Source organism: Pantoea sp. ABR1s (assembly GCF_057812235.1).
The window spans coordinates 3,349,336-3,370,934 of record NZ_CM173823.1 but is presented as its reverse complement, the minus strand read 5'-3'; the positions used below and the strand labels follow the sequence as shown (position 1 = coordinate 3,370,934).

The window sequence follows — 21,599 nt, the reverse complement described above, 5'->3', positions numbered from 1 at the left end:
ATCCGGGGCGCAGCCTGCGCCCCTTAATGCATCGCATCACCCAGCCCGAACACCGGCAGATACATCGCAATCACCAGCGTGCCGACAATGCCGCCGATCACCACCATCATCATCGGTTCCAGCGAAGCAGCCAGTGTGTCAGCGCGCTTTCGGGTTTCTGCCTCATGCCATTCCGCCAGACGAGCCAGCATTAAATCCAGCGCACCCGCCTCTTCGCCGACGCGAACCAGCTGACCGCATAATGGTGTGAACAGCGGATGATGCATCAGCGCCTGATGCAGAGGATTCCCCTGAGCAATGTGCTGCTGCAGTCCGGCCATTGCTTCCCGCCATAGCAATGATGAGAGCGTCACTTCAACGGCAGCCAGTCCCTGTAGCAAAGTTAACCCGGCGCGCTGTGTCAGATTCAGAATGGTGTAGATCTGCGTCAGCTGCGTGCCACGCCATAACCCGGAAAGCAGCGGGATGCGCAGGAAAATCGCCTGCTCACGGCGCTGCCAGCCCGCAGAGCGTCGTCGTAACTGATGCCAGGCTGCCAGCATCAGCGATACGCTGATGGCTAACACCGCTCCCCACTCCTGAAGCGCGGCAGATAACTGCATTACCGCTGCCGTAAAGGCGGGCAGAGGGGCATCAAAGGAGTCATAGACGGCAACGAACTCTGGCAGAACGAACAGCAGCATGCCGCAGGTGACCGCAATCGCCACCAGCAGAATGAACAGAGGATAACGCAGCGCCTTCGCCACCTGATGCCATAACTGCTGTTGCCGGATCTGCTGCCGGGCCAGCTCACTGCAACAGGTATCCAACTGACCGGTCAGTTCGCCCACCTCCATCAGGGCCGGATAGAGTGCCGGAAAAATCTGCGGCCATTCACGTAAAGCCTGCGAAAAAGGGGCACCGCTGAGTACCCGATGATGCAGGACAAGCATCAGAGCACGCCAGCCTGCATGCGGATGGCCCTCAGCCAGCAAAGCCAGACTCTCTGCCAGCGGCAGTCCCGCTTTGAGCAGGGTTGCCAGCTGACGAATCAGATCGGTTTTGTGCTGCCACTTCCACTCCCTCTGACGCCACACTTTTTCTCGCTTCCAGCTCACCGGCAGAAGATCGCGCTGCGCCAGCATCAGCAGCAGGTTATCACTGTCGATAGCCAGTAGCTGGCCACTGACTAACTGGCCCTGGCTATCGACCGCCTGCCAGCGAAATAAAGACGCATCAGCCATCGTCCAGCCCAATCACCCGTTGCATCTCTTCCAGCGAGGTATCACCCCGGCTTACCGCTTCCAGGCCAGACACCAGCAGGGTGCGTAATCCCTGCTGTTTCGCCAGGCTGAGCAGATTCTCCAGCGGCATTTCGGCGGCGATCGCATTTTGCAGCCTGGCATTGATCGGCAGCAGTTCAAACAGCGCCAGCCGGCCAAAATAGCCGGAAAAACAGTGGTCGCAGCCGGGTGCCCGCCAGGTTTGCAAGGTACCGGGCCAGAGTTCCGCAGGATAGTGCGCCACCGCCTGAGCGGGCTGACGGCAGTGGGGACAGAGGCGTCGAACCAGGCGCTGAGCAACAATCAGTTTCAGCGCCGACCCCAGAAGATAACCGGGAATACCCATCTGTCGCAGCCGGGTCAGGGTCTCGGCGGTGGAGTTGGTGTGCAGCGTCGACAGCACCAGATGCCCGGTCTGTGCCGCTTTAACCGCAATCTCCGCCGTTTCAGCATCGCGGATCTCCCCGACCATGATTACATCCGGATCCTGTCTCAGCAGCGCCCGCAGCACGCGGTTAAAATCGAGGCCGTTTTTAGCATGGATCTGCGTCTGGTTAATGCCGGGCAGGGGGATCTCAATCGGATCTTCAACGCTGCACAGATTTTTTTCCGGCGTATTCAGGGCACTGAGTCCGCTATAGAGCGTAAACGTCTTGCCGCTGCCGGTAGGTCCGGTGACCAGAATCAGCCCCTGCGGCTGCGCCAGCGCGGCGCAGAACAGGCGCAACTGCGCGACGGGCAAGCCGAGCTTATCCAGCGACAGCGCCGCGCTTTCACTCTGCAACAGCCGGACCACCGCTTTCTCACCACCGTAGATGGGTAAGGTCGCCAGGCGAAAAGAGGCGGGTTTACCGGCGATCTCCAGACTGAACTGACCATCCTGCGGTAACCGGCGTTCGGCGATATCCAGTCCGCCGAGGATCTTCAGTCGCGCCAGCAGCGCAGCAGGCTGGGTGGCGGGCAGGGAAGATAGAGGGTGCAATACGCCATCGATACGCAAACGCACCCGCAGGCCATCACGGCCGGGTTCGATATGGACATCAGAGGCGCGACGCTCCAGCGCCTGACGCAGGATCAGCTGTGTCGCTTCGATCGCTGATTCTGTGGGCGCCTCTTCGCGCGCCACCAGCGGTGTGTCAGCGTGCTGAAGCTGGTCGAGCCGGGCCTGCGGCCAGCATTCAATTTCAATCTGACACTGGCTGGCAAAATGGAGGGCTTCAGCCAGCCCTGGCGGCACGCTCTCCGCAACGGCAACACGCAGCTGGCTGGCATCATGGTGCAAAACCAGGGCGCGATAGCGCTGACATAATGCCGCGATCGCCTCATCAGGCTTGCTCATCGCTGGCTCCTTTATCCGCAAAGCGGAACTGCTGCAGGCAATTGTCACGCAGACTATTGTTGCTGCTGGTGCAGCTGCGTTGCCAGCTGATGCCGCCCTCGGTGCTGTCCCAGAGCGGCAGCATTTCAACGCTCAGCCCATTCAGGCTCTCCTGGCCGGTCAGCGTAATGACCCCGTTGGTCACGCTCAGTGCCGAGACATAGCGCGATCCCCTGGCAGCAGGAATACCCGCTTCTCCGGCCTGGCACTGCATCGGGCCGCCGCGCTCCATGGCGCAAAGCTCAACAGCGGTTTTATAGGGCACCATGGTTTGCAGCATGTCAGTAAGGGCAGCACGCTGCAGATAATTTTGATAAGCGGGCAGGCCGATGGCACTTAAGATTGCCACAATACCTACCACAATCATCAGTTCAACCAGCGTAAATCCACGTTGATAATTCATCACATCGTCTCCGTATTAAGAAGGCGACAGGTTAAAAATCGGGGGCAGTAAAAGACAGGCAGAGATGGGCAAACTGGAAAGCGTGATGTGAACAGATTTCAGACTTACAGCGCAGTCGAAACTGCGCCGGAAGCAGGGTCGCAAAATCGCCGTGTTGAGTGACGGCGAGGCAGGCTATTTTTGTTTAAAGCGCATCGAGAGATCCAGCGCCCGCAAATGTTTGGTCAGCGCGCCAACCGAAACATAGTCCACGCCGGTCAGGGCGATCTGTGGCAGGGTGGTTTCGGTGACGTTACCGGAGACCTCCAGCAACGCCCGACCCTGATTAAGTTCGACGGCGGCACGCATCGCTTCCAGGCTAAAGTTATCCAGCATCACGATATCGGCTTCCGCTTCCAGCGCCTGACGTAACTCCTCCAGCGATTCCACCTCAACTTCAACCGGCACATCGGGCTGCAGCCATTGCGCTCTTTCCACTGCCTGCCGAATCGAGCCGCTGGCAATAATATGGTTCTCTTTGATGAGATAAGCGTCAGAGAGGCCCAGCCGATGATTACTGCCACCGCCGCACAACACGGCATATTTCAGCGCAGTCCGCAGTCCGGGCAGGGTTTTACGCGTGTCCAGCAGTTGCGTCTGGCTTCCCGCCAGCAGCGCGACATAGCGGCTGACTTCGGTAGCAATGCCTGAGAGCGTCTGCACAAAATTAAGCGCCGTTCGCTCGGCGGTCAGCAGCAGCCGGGCAGGCCCCTCGATTTCAAACAGCAGCTGGTCAGCCTCGATCTGATCACCATCTTCGACATGCCAGATCAGGGTCGCGTGTGAGCCGAGCTGAATGAACACCTCTTCAACCCAGCGTTTACCACAGAAAACACCGGCTTCGCGGGTGATGACCTGCGCATCGGCCTGGGTATCGGCGGGTAACAGCTGCGCGGTGATATCGCGGTCAGCGTCGATCTCGCCCCCGAGATCCTCTTTTAACGCCAGCGCAACGCTATCCGGAATGTCACTTTCAATGCGTTTAATCAGCGCCTGACGACGGCTGTCGGGATCATAACCACGGGATGACATAGGCGTTTTACTCCTGAAAGGGGAATGACAGAGGCGGTCACAATAGCCTGAACCGCCATTCGGTTCCAGCAACAGATAGCATTTTGTTTAGTATCCTTAACACGAAGTGCGTGAATGTCATCAGACCGGCACACTAAGAAGCAAGAATCCTTTATTATTCATGCTATTCTCAGCCAGTGAAATAAGGAAAACCGCTATGAAAATCAAACAGGGCTGGCTGACCCGCGTGCGTCATGTGCCGTCGCCGCATTGCAACGAACGCCCTGATAATGAGGCACCTTCACTGCTGGTGATCCACAATATCAGCCTGCCACCCGGTGAATTTGGCGGGCCATGGATCGATAAACTGTTCACCGGCACCTTACCGCCCGATGCCCATCCCTATTTTGCGGATATCGCCGCGCTGAAAGTGGCGGCACACTGCCTGATTCGCCGTGACGGGGAGATCGTGCAGTATGTCCCCTTTGATAAACGCGCCTGGCATGCAGGCATTTCGCAGTTCGAAGGACGTGAGAACTGCAACGACTTCTCCATAGGCATCGAACTGGAAGGAACAGACAGTGAGCCTTATAGCGAGGCGCAATATCGGGCCTTGCAGCAGGTGACGCAATTACTGCTGCAACACTATCCGTTAACGCCTGCACGTATCACGGGGCACAGTGACATCGCACCGGTACGCAAAACCGATCCCGGACCTGCTTTTGACTGGGACTACTACAAACAGCTGTTAACGCAGCAAAAATCCTGATTTTTGCGGAGTCAGTATGACGTTGTTTACCTTGTTGTTGGTTTTAGGCTGGGAGCGCCTGTTTAAACTGGGCGAGCACTGGCAGCTCGAACACCGGCTGGAGCCGATCTTTCGCCAGCGCCACCATTTCTCAATGATGTGCACCCTGCTGATGACCGTGCTGGCGATGGCGCTGACCGCGCTGGTGATCTGGAGTCTGAAAGGGCTGCTGTTTGGCGTGCTGCAGCTGCTCTTCTGGATTGTTGCCGGACTGCTCTGTATCGGTGCCGGTTCTGTGCGGCAGCACTACCACAGCTACCTGAAAGCGGCCAGTCATGACGACGACGCTGCGCATCAGGCGATGGCGGCTGAACTGACGCTGATCCATGGCGTGCCGGTGGAATGCAGCGAGCGCGAGTTCCTGCGTGAGCTGCAGAATGCCCTGATCTGGATAAACTTCCGTTTCTACCTTGCGCCAATGTTCTGGCTGGTGGTAGGCGGTCCGTGGGGGCCAGTGCTGCTGGTGGGTTACGCTTTTCTGCGGGCCTGGCAAGGCTGGCTGGCAAAGCATGGAACACCGATGGCGCGTTCACAATCTGGCGTGGATGCCATTCTGCATCTTCTCGACTGGATCCCGGCGCGGCTGGCGGGTGTGGCTTACGCCCTGCTGGGTCATGGCGAGAAAGCGCTGCCTGCCTGGTTTGCTTCGCTGACCGATCGGCATCGTTCTCAGTATCAGGTGCTGACGACTCTGGCGCAGTTCTCACTGTCACGCGATCCGCACACCGATAAAGTCGAAACGCCACGGGTTGCCGTGGCGTTAGCGAAACGTACCTCACTGGTACTGGTGGTCGCTGTCGCGTTGCTGACGATTTACGGCACGCTGGTGTAATCGGCAGGCGGCACGCCGAAATCAGGCGTGCCATCTTCCCGCCAGCTGAAATATTTCAGTCGGGTATGGCGGTTCGGATCCCATAACGGATCGCCTTCAATTTCAGTGTAGTTACGCGCGTGGTATACCAGCACGTCGCGTCCCGCCTCATCCTGGGTAAAACTGTTGTGACCCGGCCCATACTGATGGTTGTCCCAGCTGGAGACAAATACCGGACGTGCAGACTTTTGCCATGCGGCGACATCAAGCGGATCGGCATCAGCAGCAATCGACAGTATTCCCAGACAGTAATTCTCATCGGTGGCGCTGGCAGAGTAGGTCACAAACAGCCGATCCGCGTGACGAATAACCGCCGGTCCTTCATTAACGCTAAAGCCTGCGCACTCCCACTCATATTCTGGCCGGCTCAGCATCACCGGCGTGCCTTTCAGCGTCCAGGGATTAAGCAGCTCAGCCAGATAGAGGTTAGAGTTGCCGGGAATCAATGGATCTTTCTGCGCCCAGAGATACCAGTTTTTACCCTGATGCACGAAGTGGGTGGCATCCAGTGAGAAGCTGTCAAACTGGCTGAACACCCGGCGGCAGGGCTGCCATTCCCCCTGCAGCGGATCTTCCGCCTCACACACCAGCGCATACATCCGGTGCTGAAACAGTCCCTCTTTGATTTCACGCGTCGGTGCTGCCGCGAAATAGATGACCCACTGTCCGTCAATGTAGTGCAGCTCAGGTGCCCAGATTAACTCGCTAAAGGGGCCGCTCTCGGGCTTGCGCCAGACGACCACCGGCTCGGCGCTGCGCAGGCCAGCCAGCGTCGTGGCGCGACGGATCTCCAGCCGGTCATACTCCGGCACCGATGCCACAAAGTAATAGTACTGTTCATGACGCAGGATAAAGGGGTCGGCGCGCTGCTCGATAAAAGGATTCGGCCAGTCTGGGGTCATTTTACATCTCCTGTTTGCGGGGCAGCACCGTCGCGCAGGCGGACAGTGTGTAAATCATGGAAGTTTTCGCGGCGCAGCGCGAGATCCTGCTGGATGGTAATCATCATTTTGCGGTCGACCTTCATCAGTCGTACCACACCTGCGGTAATCAGATAGCCGACGCCAGGAATAATGGTGAACAGCAGCATGATGCCGTTAATCGCCTCAGGTGACTGCTGCTTAGCACCTGCATTGTAGCCATAGATCGACAGCAGAAAGCCGACCATCGCACCGGCAACCGCCAGTCCCACCTTGAGGAAGAACAGGTTGCCGGAGAAGCTGATGCCGGTGATGCGTTTGCCGGTTTTCCATTCGCCGTAGTCATCCACATCGGCCATCAGTGACCAGTGCAGTGGAGAGGGGATCTGATGCAGGATATTCAGCACAAAGTAGGCGATCACGACCATCACGGTGGCGTGGGGATCGATCCAGTAGAAACCGCTGGAGAAGAGTGCCAGCGCGATATTGGTCCAGAAGAAGACTTTGAGTTTGCACCAGCGATCGGTGAGCAGTTTCGCCAGCGTGCTGCCGACCATCATGCCAATCACACCCAGGCTGATAAACAGCGTGGCGAAGTGCGTCGACTGGCCCATGACCCAGGTCACGTAATACATGGTGGCCGCCATACGGATGAAGCCGGGACAGACGTTACAGAAGGTCAGCAGCAGAATGCGTACCCACTGGTCATTCTTCCAGACGTCACGCAGATCTTTTTTCAGGTCATCATTGCTCGGCACGGCAGGGCGGATACGTTCACGTACCGTGGCAAAGCAGAACAGAAACATCGCCAGGCCAATGGTTGCCAGTACCGCCATCGCCATCTGATAGCCGCGCGCTTTGTCTTCGCCACCGAACCACTCTGCCATCGGCAGCAGGGACAGGGAGAGTATCAGCGTAGCGATGCCGACCATGACAAAGCGATAAGACTGGCAGGAGACGCGCTCACCGGGATCGTTGGTAATCACGCCGCCCAGAGAGCAGTAAGGAATGTTAATCGCCGTGTAGGTCAGCGACATCAGGAAGTAGGTGACGAAGGCCCAGATCACCTTGTTGTGATAGGTCCAGTCTGGCGTGGTGAACATCAAAACGCTGAACACCACATAAGGTACGGAAACCCACAGCAGCCAGGGACGAAAACGTCCCCAGCGACTCTGGGTGCGATCGGCGATCGCGCCCATAATCGGATCGGTTACCGCATCGAGCACTCTGACCGAGAGCAGCAGGGTCCCCACCAGCGCCGGGGCCAGGCCGAAAACGTCGGTATAGAAGTAGTTCAGGAACAGCATGATGGCACCGCCAATCATGTTGCATCCGGCATCGCCCATGCCATATCCCAGTTTTTCCCGAAACGGGAGGGCTGTACCTTTCATGGTTTTCTCCTGCGCATCCAGTGTGAACAGGAATTATTGGCAGGAAATCAGCGAGATGAACGGGAGTAATTCGTTATGAAGATGGACAAAACAGTTGCGGGGAGAGAAGTGTGAACTGGATCGGGACAGTTGAGACGGTCAGAGAGGCGCGGGTGACGTGCTGCAACCCCGCAGGAGGTCGCAGCACGTGGTAAAGCATCAGGCTTTCTGTGTCTGGTTCTTGATAAAGTAACCCACGCCCAGAATCACCAGCCAGACCGGAATCAGCCAGACAGAGATCGCCATGCCCGGCGTGGTCGCCATCAGTACCAGAATCGCCGCCAGGAAAATCAGGCAAATCCAGTTACCGGCCGGATAGAGCAGCGCTTTAAAGCGCGTGGTTACGCCCTGCTTATCTTTCTTACGACGGAACTTAAGGTGCGCCAGGCTGATCATCGCCCAGTTGATCACCAGCGCAGAGACGACCAGCGACATCAGCAGACCAAACGCTTCACCCGGCATCAGATAGTTGATCAGCACACACAGCGCAGTGGCGACAGCAGAGACCAGAATCGTTAACACCGGCACACCGCGACGATCGACTTTCAGCAGCGCTTTTGGCGCATTACCCTGCTGTGCCAGACCAAACAGCATACGGCTGTTACAGTAAACGCAGCTGTTATAGACCGACAGCGCCGCTGTCAGGATGACCACGTTGAGCGCATTCGCCACCATGGCATCGCCCAGTTCGTGGAAGATAAAGACAAACGGGCTGACTTCTGACGTGACACGCGTCCACGGCATCAGTGACAGCAGCACCGCCAGCGAACCAATGTAGAAAATCAGAATACGCCACAGCACCTGGTTGGTCGCTTTTGGAATGCTCACTTCCGGGTTATCCGCTTCAGCGGCGGTGATACCTACCAGCTCCAGACCACCAAACGAGAACATGATAATCGCCATGACCATCACCAGACCGCCGATGCCATGCGGGAAAAATCCGCCCTGTTCCCACAGGTTGCGCACGGTAGCCTGCGGACCCGCGTGACCGCTGAACAGCAACCAGCCTCCGAACAGGATCATGCCAATCACCGCAACCACTTTAACGATGGCGAACCAGAACTCCATCTCACCAAACACTTTCACGTTGGTCAGGTTGATAGCGTTAATCATCACGAAGAAGATGGCAGCCGAAGCCCAGGTCGGAAAGTCTGGCCACCAGAACTGGACATATTTGCCAACGGCGGTGAGTTCCGCCATGGCGACCAGCACATAGAGCACCCAGTAGTTCCAGCCCGAGGCGAAGCCTGCAAAGTTGCCCCAGTATTTATACGCGAAGTGGCTGAAGCTGCCGGCGACCGGCTCTTCCACGACCATTTCGCCTAACTGACGCATGATTAAAAAGGCAATAAAACCGGCAATCGCATAGCCCAGAATTACGGCCGGTCCGGCGGATTCAATGACCGATGCACTGCCCAGAAACAGGCCGGTTCCCACTGCACCACCCAGCGCGATGAGCTGAATATGGCGGTTCTTGAGACCACGTTTCAGCGCTTCGCCTTGCTGTTGTTCCATACAAACCTCGTGATGTTTTTATTCTTCGTTCGCAGCGCAGGACGCTGTAATGAAGTAGTTACAATAACGTATTGATTATTTTACGGTATCTGGCGTGCTGAATAGTGCCATCTGCTACCCTGGCGACAAGAATAGTGATAAGCGAATCGCTTTGCACCTGCTTTCGCCTTTCGTGCTGAGAGTTGACTGAAAAAACGCCGTCCTGGTCACGTCTGCCCACAACAACTTCTGCCATGAAATTCCGTTAATGACGAATAGCTTTCACTTATGTCTGCCGCTGCGCTAACGCGCTAAGCGGGTGTAAGGTTTGGTAAAAGTGAAATTATTTAACATTTGCGGTAACGCGAATTTTTCATTTTTTTAACCGCAAGTTAGCGCCAGCACAGGCTTTGGGGGCAGGTGAATGTCGCAGACACCATATAGACACAAGGTGAATACTTTGTTACTTTACCGGCACCTCTTTTCAATTGGTATTACCAATTTACTCCGGACGATTGGCTTAATAAGAAGGGATGATGGCTTACAGTAAGATTCGCCAACCTAAGCTCTCCGACGCTATCGAGCAACAGCTCGAATCGCTGATTATGGAAGGGACCCTGCGTCCGGGAGAGAAGCTGCTGCCTGAGCGCGAACTCGCCAAACAATTCGATGTCTCACGTCCGTCTCTCCGCGAAGCGATCCAGCGCTTAGAAGCCAAAGGATTATTGCTGCGCCGACAGGGTGGCGGAACGTTCGTGCAGGAGAATCTCTGGCAAAGCTTAAGCGATCCACTCGTTGAGCTTCTCGCCGACCATCCGGAATCACAGTTTGATCTGCTGGAAACGCGCCATGCCTTAGAAGGCATCGCCGCCTATTACGCGGCGCTGCGCGGCACAGAGGAAGACCTGCTGCGCATTCGCGACTGCCATGTGAATATCCAGCAGGCGCAGGACAGCGGCGATTTAGACGCCGAAGCGGACGCAGTGATGCAGTATCAGATCGCTGTCACAGAAGCGGCCCATAATGTTGTGCTTTTACATTTGCTACGCTCAATGGGCCCTATGCTGGAACAAAACGTTCGCCAGAATTTCGAATTGCTCTACTCGCGCCGGGAAATGCTGGCAAAAGTGAGCGGTCACCGCGCCAGAATCTTTGAGGCGATTGTGGCTCGTGAGCCAGAAAAAGCGCGCGAGGCTTCACACCGTCACCTGGCGTTCATAGAGGAAATCTTGCTGGACAGAAGTCGGGAGCAGAGCCGTCGAGAACGCTCCCTGCGTCGTTTACAGCAACGTAAGGAATAACGTGCGACAAAGATCGTACTGACATCAGACGAGCCTGCCTGCATCTGCTTTAACAGGCTCCCGATTATTCAACGTATTAGACACAGATAAGGAACACACCCATGTCAGAACGTTTACACAATGACGTGGATCCGATTGAAACTCGTGACTGGCTACAGGCGATCGAATCGGTCATCCGTGAAGAAGGTGTTGAACGTGCACAGTATCTGATTGATCAGGTACTGGGTGCAGCCCGCAAAGGCGGCGTAAACGTGGCTGCAGGATCTTCTGCAATCAGCAACTACATCAACTCTATTGCCGTTGAAGATGAACCCGATTATCCGGGCAATACCTCTCTTGAACGTCGTATCCGTTCCGCAATTCGCTGGAACGCCATCATGTCGGTGCTGCGCGCATCGAAGAAAGATCTGGAACTCGGCGGCCACATGTCCTCCTTCCAGTCTTCTGCGACGATTTATGAAGTGTGCTTCAACCACTTCTTCCGCGCGCGCAGTGAGAAGGATGGCGGCGATCTGGTCTATTTCCAGGGCCACATCTCTCCCGGCATCTATGCCCGTGCGTTCCTTGAAGGTCGTCTGACCGAAGACCAGATGAATAACTTCCGTCAGGAAGTTGACGGTAAAGGCCTCTCTTCTTATCCGCACCCGAAATTAATGCCGGAATTCTGGCAGTTCCCGACCGTATCAATGGGTCTGGGTCCGCTGTCGGCTATCTACCAGGCGAAGTTCCTGAAGTATCTGGAACACCGTGGACTGAAAGATACTTCTGCTCAGACCGTTTACGCCTTCCTGGGTGACGGTGAGATGGATGAGCCAGAATCCAAAGGCGCGATCACCATCGCGACCCGTGAAAAACTGGATAACCTGGTCTTCATCATCAACTGCAACCTGCAGCGTCTGGATGGCCCGGTGACCGGTAATGGCAAGATCATCAACGAGCTGGAAGGCATCTTTGCCGGCGCTGGCTGGGAAGTGATCAAGGTCATCTGGGGCGGTCGCTGGGATGAGCTGCTGCGCAAAGATACCAGCGGCAAGCTGATTCAGCTGATGAACGAAACCGTCGACGGCGATTACCAGACCTTCAAATCCCGTGATGGTGCCTATGTGCGTGAGCACTTCTTTGGTAAATATCCGGAAACCGCCGCGCTGGTTAAAGATCTGTCCGATGATGAAATCTGGGCATTGAACCGTGGCGGCCACGATCCGAAGAAAATCTACGCGGCACTGAAAAAAGCGCAGGACACCAAAGGCAAGCCAGTACTGATCCTGGCGCATACCATCAAAGGTTATGGTATGGGCGACACCGCGGAAGGCAAAAACATTGCCCACCAGGTGAAGAAGATGAACATGGATGGCGTGCGCTATATCCGCGATCGCTTCAACGTGCCAGTTGCAGATGACAAAATTGAATCCCTGCCGTACGTGACCTTTGAAAAGGGCTCTGAAGAGCACACGTATCTGCACGGTCAGCGTGAGAAGTTAGGCGGCTACCTGCCAACGCGTCAGCCGAAGTTTACTGAAAAGCTGGAAATGCCAGCACTCGAAGAGTTCAGTGCGCTGCTGGATGAGCAGAACAAAGAGATCTCAACCACCATCGCCTTTGTGCGTGCCCTGAACGTGATGCTGAAGAACAAGTCGATCAAAGATCGCCTGGTTCCGATCCTCGCTGATGAAGCGCGTACCTTTGGTATGGAAGGTCTGTTCCGTCAGATTGGTATCTACAGCCCGAACGGTCAGCAGTACACCCCGCAGGACCGCGAGCAGGTTGCTTACTACAAAGAAGATGAGAAAGGCCAGATTCTGCAGGAAGGGATCAACGAGCTGGGCGCAGGTTCATCCTGGCTGGCTGCGGCGACCTCTTACAGCACCAACAACCTGCCGATGATCCCGTTCTACATCTATTACTCGATGTTCGGCTTCCAGCGTATCGGCGATCTGATGTGGCTGGCGGGCGACCAACAGGCGCGCGGCTTCCTGGTCGGCGGCACCTCAGGTCGTACTACCCTGAACGGCGAAGGTTTGCAGCATGAAGATGGTCACAGCCACATTCAGTCGCTGACTATCCCGAACTGTATCTCCTACGATCCTTCTTACGCCTATGAAGTGGCTGTCATCATGCATGACGGTCTGGTGCGTATGTATGGCGAAGCGCAGGAGAACGTTTACTACTACATCACCACGCTGAACGAAAACTACCATATGCCAGCAATGCCCGCTGGTGCAGAAGAGGGTATCCGTAAGGGTATCTACAAACTGGAAACGGTAGACGGCAGCAAAGGCAAAGTGCAGCTGCTGGGCTCAGGTTCTATCCTGCGTCATGTGCGTGAAGCTGCGCAGATCCTGGCGAAAGATTACGGTATCGGCTCTGATGTCTACAGCGTCACCTCGTTCACTGAACTGGCACGTGATGGCCAGGATTGTGAGCGCTGGAACATGCTGCATCCGACAGAAGAAGCGCGCGTACCTTACATCGCTCAGGTGATGAACGACGCACCTGCTGTCGCCTCAACCGACTACATGAAACTGTTCGCTGAGCAGGTTCGTAGCTATGTCCCGGCCAGCGATTATCGCGTACTGGGTACCGATGGCTTTGGTCGCTCTGACAGCCGTGAGAACCTGCGTCATCACTTTGAAGTTGATGCATCTTATGTGGTGGTTGCCGCGCTGGGTGAGCTGGCTAAACGCGGCGAGATCGAGAAGAAAGTGGTGGCCGATGCGATCACCCGATTCAATATCGATGCCGATAAAGTTAACCCGCGTCTGGCTTAAGAGGTAATAGAGTAATGGCTATCGAAATTAAGGTACCGGATATCGGGTCTGACGAAGTTGAAGTCACCGAGATTCTGGTGAAAGTTGGCGACAAGGTGGAAGCCGAGCAGTCGCTGATCACCGTGGAAGGCGACAAAGCCTCAATGGAAGTGCCGTCGCCGCAGGCTGGCGTAGTGAAAGAGATCAAAATCTCTACCGGTGACAAAGTTGAGACCGGCTCACTGATCATGGTGTTTGATGCTGAAGGCGCTGCGGAAGCAGCACCTGCCGCCGCCGAAGAGAAAAAAGCGGACGCGGCGCCAGCGCCAGCCGCTGCTGCGGCCACTGCCAGCAAAGAAGTGGCTGTGCCGGATATCGGCGGTGACGAAGTTGAAGTCACTGAGATTCTGGTTAAGGTTGGCGACAAAGTCGAAGCCGAGCAGTCACTGATTGTGGTGGAAGGCGATAAAGCGTCGATGGAAGTCCCGGCTCCGTTCGCGGGTGTGGTCAAAGAGATCACTATTTCCACCGGCGACAAGGTCAGCACCGGTTCAGCCATCATGGTCTTTGAAGCAGAAGGCGCAGCACCGGCCTCTGACGCGAAGCCAGAAGTGAAAGAAGAAGCGGCATCGGCACCTGCCGCGGCTGCAGGCGCAAAAGACGTTAACGTCCCGGATATCGGCGGTGATGAAGTTGAAGTTACCGAGATCCTGGTCAAAGTCGGCGACAAAGTTGAAGCTGAGCAGTCACTGATTGTGGTTGAAGGCGACAAAGCCTCTATGGAAGTGCCTGCGCCGTTTGCAGGAACCGTCAAAGAGCTGAAAGTGGCGACCGGCGATAAAGTCAGCACCGGCTCACTGATCATGGTGTTCGAAGTCGAAGGTGCTGCTCCGGCTGCCCCTGCGGCCGCGAAACAGGAAGCCGCACCGGCCCCTGCTGCCAAATCTGAAGCTAAAGCCGCGGCACCCGCTCCAGCTAAAGCGGAAAGCAAAGGTGAGTTCGCAGAGAACGACGCTTACGTTCACGCTACCCCGGTGATCCGTCGCCTGGCGCGCGAGTTCGGTGTTAACCTGGCGAAAGTCAAAGGCACCGGCCGTAAAGGTCGCATTCTGAAAGAAGACGTGCAGACTTACGTGAAAGAGGCCGTGAAACGCGCTGAAGCGGCACCAGCTGCAGCCAGCGGCGGCGGTCTGCCAGGCATGCTGCCATGGCCGAAAGTTGATTTCAGTAAATTTGGCGAAATCGAAGAAGTCGAACTGGGTCGTATCCAGAAAATTTCTGGCGCGAACCTGAGCCGTAACTGGGTAATGATCCCGCACGTTACGCATTTCGACAAAACCGATATCACCGATCTGGAAGCCTTCCGTAAGCAGCAGAATACTGAAGCAGAGAAGCGTAAGCTGGATGTGAAGTACACCCCGGTGGTGTTCATCATGAAAGCGGTCGCGGCGGCGCTTGAGCAGATGCCACGCTTCAACAGCTCGCTGTCTGAAGATGCGCAGAAACTGACGCTGAAAAAATATATCAACATCGGTGTGGCGGTTGATACGCCAAATGGCCTGGTGGTTCCGGTCTTCAAAGACGTGAACAAGAAAGGCATCACCGAGCTGTCGCGTGAACTGATGGCGATTTCGAAGAAAGCGCGTGACGGTAAGCTGACAGCGGGCGACATGCAGGGCGGATGTTTCACCATCTCCAGCCTGGGCGGCCTGGGCACCACGCACTTCGCGCCGATCGTGAACGCGCCGGAAGTGGCTATCCTGGGTGTCTCTAAATCGGCGATGGAGCCGGTGTGGAACGGTAAAGAGTTTACTCCGCGTCTGATGATGCCGATTTCTCTCTCCTTCGACCACCGCGTAATCGACGGTGCTGATGGTGCACGATTCATCACCATCATCGGCAATATGTTGTCTGACATTCGTCGTTTAGTTATGTAAATGTAAAGAAGGCCGGCGGAAGCCGGCCTTCCTGTAACGATTCGTCGCGCCGCGGTTGGCAGTTTGTTAACAATTCTGTAAACTCTTGCGGTGAAAGTCCCGGTGGAACAAGGGCATTATAAGAAAGTCTGACCCGCCGGATATCAATTAAGAGGTCATGATGAGTACAGAGATTAAAACCCAGGTCGTAGTACTTGGGGCAGGTCCTGCAGGTTACTCTGCAGCCTTCCGTTGTGCGGATTTAGGTCTGGAAACCGTACTGGTAGAGCGTTACAGCACCCTGGGTGGTGTTTGTCTGAACGTCGGTTGTATCCCATCTAAAGCGCTGCTGCACGTTGCTAAAGTGATTGAAGAGGCGAAAGCCCTTGAAGAGCACGGCATTGTGTTTGGTCAGCCATCTACTGATATCAACAAGATTCGCAGCTGGAAAGAGAAGGTTATCAACCAGTTGACTGGCGGCCTGTCAGGAATGGCAAAAGGTCGTAAAGTCACCGTGGTTAACGGCCTTGGCAAATTCACCGGTGCTAACACCCTGGTGGTTGAAGGAGAAGGCGGCGCGACCACCATCAACTTCGATAATGCCATTATCGCTGCGGGTTCACGTCCAATCGAACTGCCATTCATTCCACATGAAGATCCACGTGTCTGGGACTCTACCGATGCGCTGGAACTGAAAGAAGTGCCGAAGCGCTTGCTGGTCATGGGCGGCGGCATCATCGGTCTGGAAATGGCGACGGTTTATCATGCGCTGGGTTCAGAGATTGATGTGGTTGAGATGTTCGACCAGGTTATCCCGGCTGCGGATAAAGACGTGGTGAAAGTCTTTACCAAGAAAATCAGCAAGAAATTTAACCTGATGCTGGAAACCAAAGTGACCGCCGTTGAAGCAAAAGACGATGGCATTTACGTTTCAATGGAAGGTAAAAAAGCACCAGGCGAAGCGCAGCGTTATGACGCGGTGCTGGTGGCGATCGGTCGTGTGCCGAACGGTAAAGGTCTGGATGCCGGTAAAGCGGGCGTGGAAGTGGACGATCGCGGCTTCATTCGCGTCGACAAGCAGATGCGCACCAACGTGCCACACATCTATGCTATCGGCGACATTGTCGGTCAGCCAATGCTGGCGCACAAAGGCGTGCACGAAGGCCACGTGGCGGCAGAAGTGATCTCCGGTCTGAAGCACTACTTCGATCCGAAAGTGATCCCTTCAATTGCCTATACTGAGCCAGAAGTTGCCTGGGTCGGTCTGACCGAGAAAGAAGCGAAAGAGAAGGGCATCAGCTACGAGACCTCCACCTTCCCGTGGGCAGCCTCAGGCCGTGCTATCGCTTCTGATTGTGCAGACGGTATGACCAAACTGATTTTCGACAAAGAGACGCACCGGATTATTGGTGGCGCGATTGTCGGTACTAACGGCGGCGAGCTGTTAGGCGAAATCGGTCTGGCGATTGAGATGGGTTGTGATGCTGAAGATATTGCGCTGACCATCCACGCTCACCCGACCCTGCATGAGTCAGTCGGTCTGGCGGCAGAAATCTTCGAAGGCAGCATCACCGATCTGCCTAACGCGAAAGCGAAGAAGAAATAACTTTCTGCTACTAAAGAAGAAAGCTCCCGTTATGGGGGCTTTTTTTTCGCCTGGATTCTGGTGCTGTATGGCAAGAATCGATTTGGGTTAAGACTAAAGGTAACCCCAATAACCCTGAAAACGTTGCCTATGAGAGTTATTAGAGTTATCGTGCTTTCATCGGGACGCGACAGAACACAGGGATGGATAGCAGCACGTTAATTTCCGAAATGAAGGCTGATGGCTGGGTTCTGACAGGGATAAACGGTAGCCATCACCATTTCACACATCCGACAAAACCGGGGCTGGTTACAGTACCCCATCCTAAAAAAGACTTACCGATCGGTACGGTAAAGAGCATCAGGAAACAAGCGAGAATTTAATCCCGCTTGCCCGTAGAGGTATGAATATGTTTTATCCAATCGCGATTGAAGCGGGTGATCACGAACACGCATACGGCGTAATCGTTCCCGATTTACCAGGGTGTTTCTCTGCCGGGGATACTCTTGATGAAGCCATTAAAAACGCCAAAGAGGCTATCACAGGGCATATCGAATTATGTGTAGAACTCGGTCATGAGATCCCTGCCGTGTCCACCATTGAGACTCTGGCCACGAATCCTGAATATCAGGGTTATATCTGGGCATTGGTTGATGTAGATGTCATTCGCTTGCTGGGCGGCTCTGAAAAAATCAATGTCACTTTACCTAGGTCGTTAATTGATCGGATTGATCGTTGTGTGGCTTCACACCCCGAATACAAAAGTCGCTCGGGCTTTCTGGCTCAGGTAGCGCTTGAGCGTATTACTGCTCCGATTAACAGGCCTCAAAAGTAAGTCCGCGTGATAGCTAAATTTATTGGTGGCAGAGGAATCAAAAGGCACCGTTTATGAGTTTTTACCCCTAAAGCCGTTGCCATGATCTTTCTCACGTATGGTCAGGTTGATGTCTTTGATGATGCTTTTATCCAGATTGATAAAACCGGCGTAAGAATGCATATTCCGGTGAATCTGGATGGACTGCAGCTGATTCTCTTCCTGACTCTTACAAATCAGTGAGTTACTGATCTTTAAATACGTGAATTTAGTGGTGATTTTTTTATGAGGGTAAAATCATCATATTTTACAGCCACATACATTAAGAGTGTTCCCCGCGCTAGCGGGGATAAACCGCATTGATGATGGAGGTGGCCAGACATCTGGCCTGTAATCCCCTACGAATGTGAATATCAGAGTCAGGCCCGATGAAAAAAAAGAACAGCACTCCCACACCTCACGATGCCACTTTCCGGCAGTTTCTCTCACAGCCGGACATTGCCCGCGACTTCATGGAACTGCATCTGCCCGCCGAACTGCGCGCTATATGCGACCTCAGCACCCTGAAACTTGAATCCGGTTCGTTCGTTGAAGACGATCTTCGCCAGTATTTCAGCGATATCCTCTACAGCCTGAAGACCAGTAACGGGGATGGGTACATACACGTCCTGGTTGAGCATCAGTCTACGCCGGACAGGCATATGGCATTCAGGCTGATGCGATACGCCGTGGCGGCTATGCACCGCCACCTTGAAGCGGGCCATAAGCAGCTGCCGCTGGTTATACCGGTACTGTTCTATACCGGCAAACGCAGCCCTTATCCGTATTCAACACGCTGGCTCGACGAATTTGAAGACCCTTCGCTGGCGGAAAACCTCTATGGCAGCGCCTTTCCACTGGTGGATGTCACGGTGATCCCGGATGAGGAAATCATGGGGCACCGCAGCATGGCGGCGCTGACGCTGTTACAGAAGCACATACATCAGCGTGACATCGCGACTCTCACCGATCGGCTGGCCACGTTACTGATGGCCGATTATCTTTCTTCACCCCAGGTAACAGCGCTGATACACTATTTACTGCAGGCAGGCGAGTCGGCTGACTCCGAAGCCTTCGTGCGCGAACTGGCACAGCGAGTGCCGCAACACGGAGACGCACTCATGACAATCGCACAGCAGTTAGAGCAGAAGGGCATTGAGAAGGGAATTCAGCTTGGTGAACAGCGTGGAATCGAGAAAGGCCGAAATGAAGGCAAACTTGAAGTTGCCCGTACCATGCTGCAGAACGGCATTGACCGTAACACCGTCATGAAAATGACTGGACTCTCAGAAGATGAACTTTCACAGATCCGTCACTGATTTTGATGTCAGAAAACGGCTCGGCAACGTAAAGCCCTGCACTACAGGGCTTAACAAATTTAATGAAACGCAGGCGCTGCTCATCAGTCAGTGCGCTGACACAGTCTCCCGGGTTAACTGACTATAATTACGAGCGTGCTTTTCTGCCATCCCCGAAACTCATCACAAAGCAATTCGACTGTTATGACAAAATTACCGGGGCTCCTGGCTTAAACATCAGGATAGGTGACGTTCCTGGGAGGAAGCGAAGAGGGCTGCAGATCAGCAGGGCATAACCTTCCTGGATGCTAAAATTCAGGGGCCGGCTAAGGTCTGGCTTATCCCTTTCACTGTTTCCAGTAAACCCGGTCAAACAGAATATGGGATGCTGGACTGTGGCACTGTGGCACTGTGGCACAGGGGCAGTCGAATTCTCAGAAGATTAGGCAGCAAGCTAACCTTCATCTAACCACGCATCTCCCATGCAGCCACTCGTTCAATAAACATCTGCGCCAGGGCAGTAATGGCGCTGTTGCCGGGTAGTCTTTCTTCATTGATATACATCACCAGCGAACTACTGCGTCGGCGGCCCTGTAACAGCGGCAGGGGACGGAGCTCACCGCTCTCTAACAGCGCTGCGATATTCTGTTCCGGCAGCCAGCCATAACCTAACTGATGCTGGACCGCTTCAATGGCTGCCGACAGCGTCGTGAATGACCAGTTCTCCGCCTGATCGCCATTGACCTCCGACTGCTGCTGTTGCTGACGATCCAGAATGGTAATGCAGGGCCAGCGTGCCAGCGTAGCAGCATTAAGCGGGGCGGATTCGCGGTGCAGCGGGTGGTCGCGATGGGCGACGGCGACGAAATCGACACTCATCAGGCTTTCGCCTGCTAACGGCGTGTCACCATATTGCGCTACCAGCCAGAGATCAGCCTGATGCTCCGCCAGTCTGTCAGGCGTTTCGCTTCGGACGATTTCGCTAAACCAGATGCGGACATGCGGATAGCGTTGCTGAAAGGTCTGGAGCACATCGAACAACAAGGGTTTGGGCAGTGTCGCATCGACCATCAGATCGATGCGCGAACGCTCGCCGCGTTGCAGTGCACTGGCCTGCGCCTCAAGCGCGCCGAATCCCTCCAGCAGCGGACGCACCTGTGCCAGCAACTGATGTCCCTCTGCACTCAGGACAGCGCGGCGGCCCTCCTGCTGTAATAGGATCAAACCCAGCCGCTGCTGTAACAGGCTCAGCTGATAACTCAGTGAGGACTGGCTGCGATTGTTCTTCTCCGCTGCCTGCGCAAAACTCCCCTCATTCACTACTGCGTCAAGCAGATACCACTGTTCGAGTGTTGTCTTGTACATGATAACTCATCTAAAAATTAAATGATTTAGTGCTAAAAATAGCGTTATTCATCGGTTTTGTAACGCGCAATAATCTCCTCAAGGAAAACAAATGAGGAATTAACCATGAGCACTTTCGATAAACATGACCTGTCTGGCATCGTCGGCAAACATCTGGTTTACACCTATGACAACGGCTGGAATTACGAGCTCTACATTAAAAATGCCAGCACCATCGACTATCGCATTCACAGCGGTATGGTCGGTAATCGCTGGGTTAAAAATCAGCATGTCTATGTCGTCCGTCTGGCGCAGGATGTCTATAAAGTTTCCTGGACTGAACCAACCGGTACCGATGTCAGCCTGGCCGTTAATCTGGCTGATAAAATTTTCCACGGCACCATCTTCTTCCCGCGCTGGGTAATGAATAATCCGGAGAAAACCGTCTGCTTCCAGAATGATCATCTGGAAGAGATGGCAAAATTCCGCGAAGCGGGTCCGGCTTATCCAACCGAAGTGATTGATGAGTTCGCGACGCTGACCGTAATCCGTGATGTGGGCGAAAATAACGAAAGCGTGATCGACTGTCCGCCTGACCAGTTGCCCGCCAATTTTCCAGAAAATCTGAAAAATTAAGCATGCACAGAAGAGGTCATAACGACCTCTTCTGAATAACAGCTTATGTTTTGTAGCTTCTGACGTGTAACTTGCGAGGATGAAAAAGAGATTTACCGACCAGGGTTTTATCAGTAGTAATCAGCAGGCCGTATTCGGTGTAAGTTCCATCATCATGGGCGAGAGGCGCTGTAATCCTCTTAAGCGCAAAATACATCAGGCTGATTTTCGGCCTGGTGTTGTTATCCTTCTGAGTTCACCTCCGCTGTACCCCATAAACACGCCGGCTTCTATTCCTGCCAGTTATCTATTTCCCTGAATCAC

18 protein-coding genes and 1 pseudogene are annotated in these 21,599 nt (G+C 54.6%); 11 read left to right on the top strand and 8 right to left on the bottom strand.

Going from position 1 to position 21,599, the window contains the following annotated elements; genetic code table 11:
* Window positions 1-23: 23 nt before the first annotated feature.
* The 4 genes from hofC to nadC all read right to left on the bottom strand — a co-directional run bounded on the left by hofC (window position 24) and on the right by nadC (window position 4,114).
* Window positions 24-1,223: a protein transport protein HofC gene (gene hofC, locus ACXKZD_RS15980; protein WP_033756558.1), complete on the bottom strand. Its 1,200-nt coding sequence runs from the start codon at window positions 1,221-1,223 to the stop codon at window positions 24-26.
* Window positions 1,216-2,601: a type II secretion system protein GspE gene (gene gspE, locus ACXKZD_RS15975; RefSeq protein ID WP_488981729.1), complete on the bottom strand. Its 1,386-nt coding sequence runs from the start codon at window positions 2,599-2,601 to the stop codon at window positions 1,216-1,218. Before gspE ends, hofC begins: the two co-directional genes overlap by 8 nt.
* Window positions 2,588-3,043 carry a prepilin peptidase-dependent pilin gene (gene ppdD / locus ACXKZD_RS15970; protein ID WP_033767922.1) on the bottom strand — a complete coding sequence of 152 codons (456 nt, stop codon included), beginning with the start codon at window positions 3,041-3,043 and terminating at the stop codon, window positions 2,588-2,590. Before ppdD ends, gspE begins: the two co-directional genes overlap by 14 nt.
* Window positions 3,044-3,217: 174 nt before the next feature.
* Window positions 3,218-4,114, bottom strand: a complete 897-nt coding sequence (nadC, locus tag ACXKZD_RS15965; protein ID WP_187484338.1) for a carboxylating nicotinate-nucleotide diphosphorylase — start codon at window positions 4,112-4,114, stop codon at window positions 3,218-3,220.
* A 196-nt stretch (window positions 4,115-4,310) separates the two neighbouring features.
* On the opposite strand from nadC, the gene ampD reads away from it, so the two are divergent.
* Both ampD and ampE read left to right on the top strand, forming a co-directional pair.
* A complete protein-coding gene (gene ampD / locus ACXKZD_RS15960) occupies window positions 4,311-4,862 on the top strand; it encodes a 1,6-anhydro-N-acetylmuramyl-L-alanine amidase AmpD (protein ID WP_010671836.1) in 552 nt (183 codons plus the stop codon).
* Between the two features lie 16 nt (window positions 4,863-4,878).
* Window positions 4,879-5,733 carry a beta-lactamase regulator AmpE gene (gene ampE, locus ACXKZD_RS15955; protein WP_488981728.1) on the top strand — a complete coding sequence of 285 codons (855 nt, stop codon included), beginning with the start codon at window positions 4,879-4,881 and terminating at the stop codon, window positions 5,731-5,733.
* Here the strand turns inward: ampE and ACXKZD_RS15950 are convergent.
* From ACXKZD_RS15950 to aroP, 3 genes are all read right to left on the bottom strand, one after another.
* Window positions 5,715-6,674, bottom strand: coding sequence for a glycoside hydrolase family 43 protein (locus ACXKZD_RS15950; protein ID WP_488981727.1), 960 nt, complete (start codon window positions 6,672-6,674; stop codon window positions 5,715-5,717). The two genes, ampE and ACXKZD_RS15950, sit on opposite strands and share 19 nt — an antisense overlap.
* A complete protein-coding gene (locus tag ACXKZD_RS15945; RefSeq protein WP_033767926.1) occupies window positions 6,671-8,083 on the bottom strand; it encodes a glycoside-pentoside-hexuronide (GPH):cation symporter in 1,413 nt (470 codons plus the stop codon). The genes ACXKZD_RS15950 and ACXKZD_RS15945 overlap by 4 nt, the downstream gene beginning before the upstream one ends.
* Window positions 8,084-8,281: 198 nt before the next feature.
* A complete protein-coding gene (aroP, locus tag ACXKZD_RS15940) occupies window positions 8,282-9,637 on the bottom strand; it encodes an aromatic amino acid transporter AroP (protein ID WP_033756570.1) in 1,356 nt (451 codons plus the stop codon).
* Between the two features lie 515 nt (window positions 9,638-10,152).
* Here aroP and pdhR point away from each other — a divergent pair.
* The 8 genes and pseudogenes from pdhR (at window position 10,153) to ACXKZD_RS15900 (ending at window position 19,337) form a co-directional block, all read left to right on the top strand.
* On the top strand, window positions 10,153-10,917 hold the full coding sequence (pdhR, locus tag ACXKZD_RS15935) for a pyruvate dehydrogenase complex transcriptional repressor PdhR (protein WP_010253942.1): 765 nt from the start codon (window positions 10,153-10,155) through the stop codon (window positions 10,915-10,917).
* 101 nt (window positions 10,918-11,018) lie between these two features.
* Window positions 11,019-13,685 (top strand): pyruvate dehydrogenase (acetyl-transferring), homodimeric type, encoded by a 2,667-nt coding sequence (gene aceE / locus ACXKZD_RS15930; RefSeq protein ID WP_010253944.1) that lies wholly within the window; start codon window positions 11,019-11,021, stop codon window positions 13,683-13,685.
* Between the two features lie 14 nt (window positions 13,686-13,699).
* The gene (gene aceF / locus ACXKZD_RS15925) at window positions 13,700-15,601 is read left to right on the top strand and encodes a pyruvate dehydrogenase complex dihydrolipoyllysine-residue acetyltransferase (RefSeq protein WP_337037686.1); all 1,902 of its coding nucleotides are present in this window, start codon (window positions 13,700-13,702) and stop codon (window positions 15,599-15,601) included.
* 160 nt (window positions 15,602-15,761) lie between these two features.
* Complete coding sequence (gene lpdA, locus ACXKZD_RS15920) at window positions 15,762-17,186, top strand: dihydrolipoyl dehydrogenase (protein ID WP_010253950.1); 1,425 nt, start codon at window positions 15,762-15,764, stop codon at window positions 17,184-17,186.
* 182 nt (window positions 17,187-17,368) lie between these two features.
* Window positions 17,369-17,548 carry a type II toxin-antitoxin system HicA family toxin gene (locus ACXKZD_RS15915; protein WP_010253953.1) on the top strand — a complete coding sequence of 60 codons (180 nt, stop codon included), beginning with the start codon at window positions 17,369-17,371 and terminating at the stop codon, window positions 17,546-17,548.
* Window positions 17,549-17,574: 26 nt separating this feature from the next.
* Window positions 17,575-18,000, top strand: coding sequence for a type II toxin-antitoxin system HicB family antitoxin (locus ACXKZD_RS15910; RefSeq protein WP_033756573.1), 426 nt, complete (start codon window positions 17,575-17,577; stop codon window positions 17,998-18,000).
* 81 nt (window positions 18,001-18,081) lie between these two features.
* Window positions 18,082-18,171 (top strand): annotated as a pseudogene (locus ACXKZD_RS15905) (CRISPR-associated protein Cas1); the annotation flags it as partial.
* 236 nt (window positions 18,172-18,407) lie between these two features.
* The gene (locus tag ACXKZD_RS15900; RefSeq protein ID WP_033770970.1) at window positions 18,408-19,337 is read left to right on the top strand and encodes an Rpn family recombination-promoting nuclease/putative transposase; all 930 of its coding nucleotides are present in this window, start codon (window positions 18,408-18,410) and stop codon (window positions 19,335-19,337) included.
* A 444-nt stretch (window positions 19,338-19,781) separates the two neighbouring features.
* On the opposite strand, the gene ACXKZD_RS15895 is transcribed toward ACXKZD_RS15900, so the two are convergent.
* Window positions 19,782-20,681 (bottom strand): LysR family transcriptional regulator, encoded by a 900-nt coding sequence (locus ACXKZD_RS15895; protein ID WP_425034258.1) that lies wholly within the window; start codon window positions 20,679-20,681, stop codon window positions 19,782-19,784.
* 105 nt (window positions 20,682-20,786) lie between these two features.
* Between ACXKZD_RS15895 and ACXKZD_RS15890 the strand changes: the two genes are divergently transcribed.
* Window positions 20,787-21,296 (top strand): phenolic acid decarboxylase, encoded by a 510-nt coding sequence (locus ACXKZD_RS15890; RefSeq protein WP_010253965.1) that lies wholly within the window; start codon window positions 20,787-20,789, stop codon window positions 21,294-21,296.
* The last annotated feature ends 303 nt before the right edge of the window (window positions 21,297-21,599 follow it).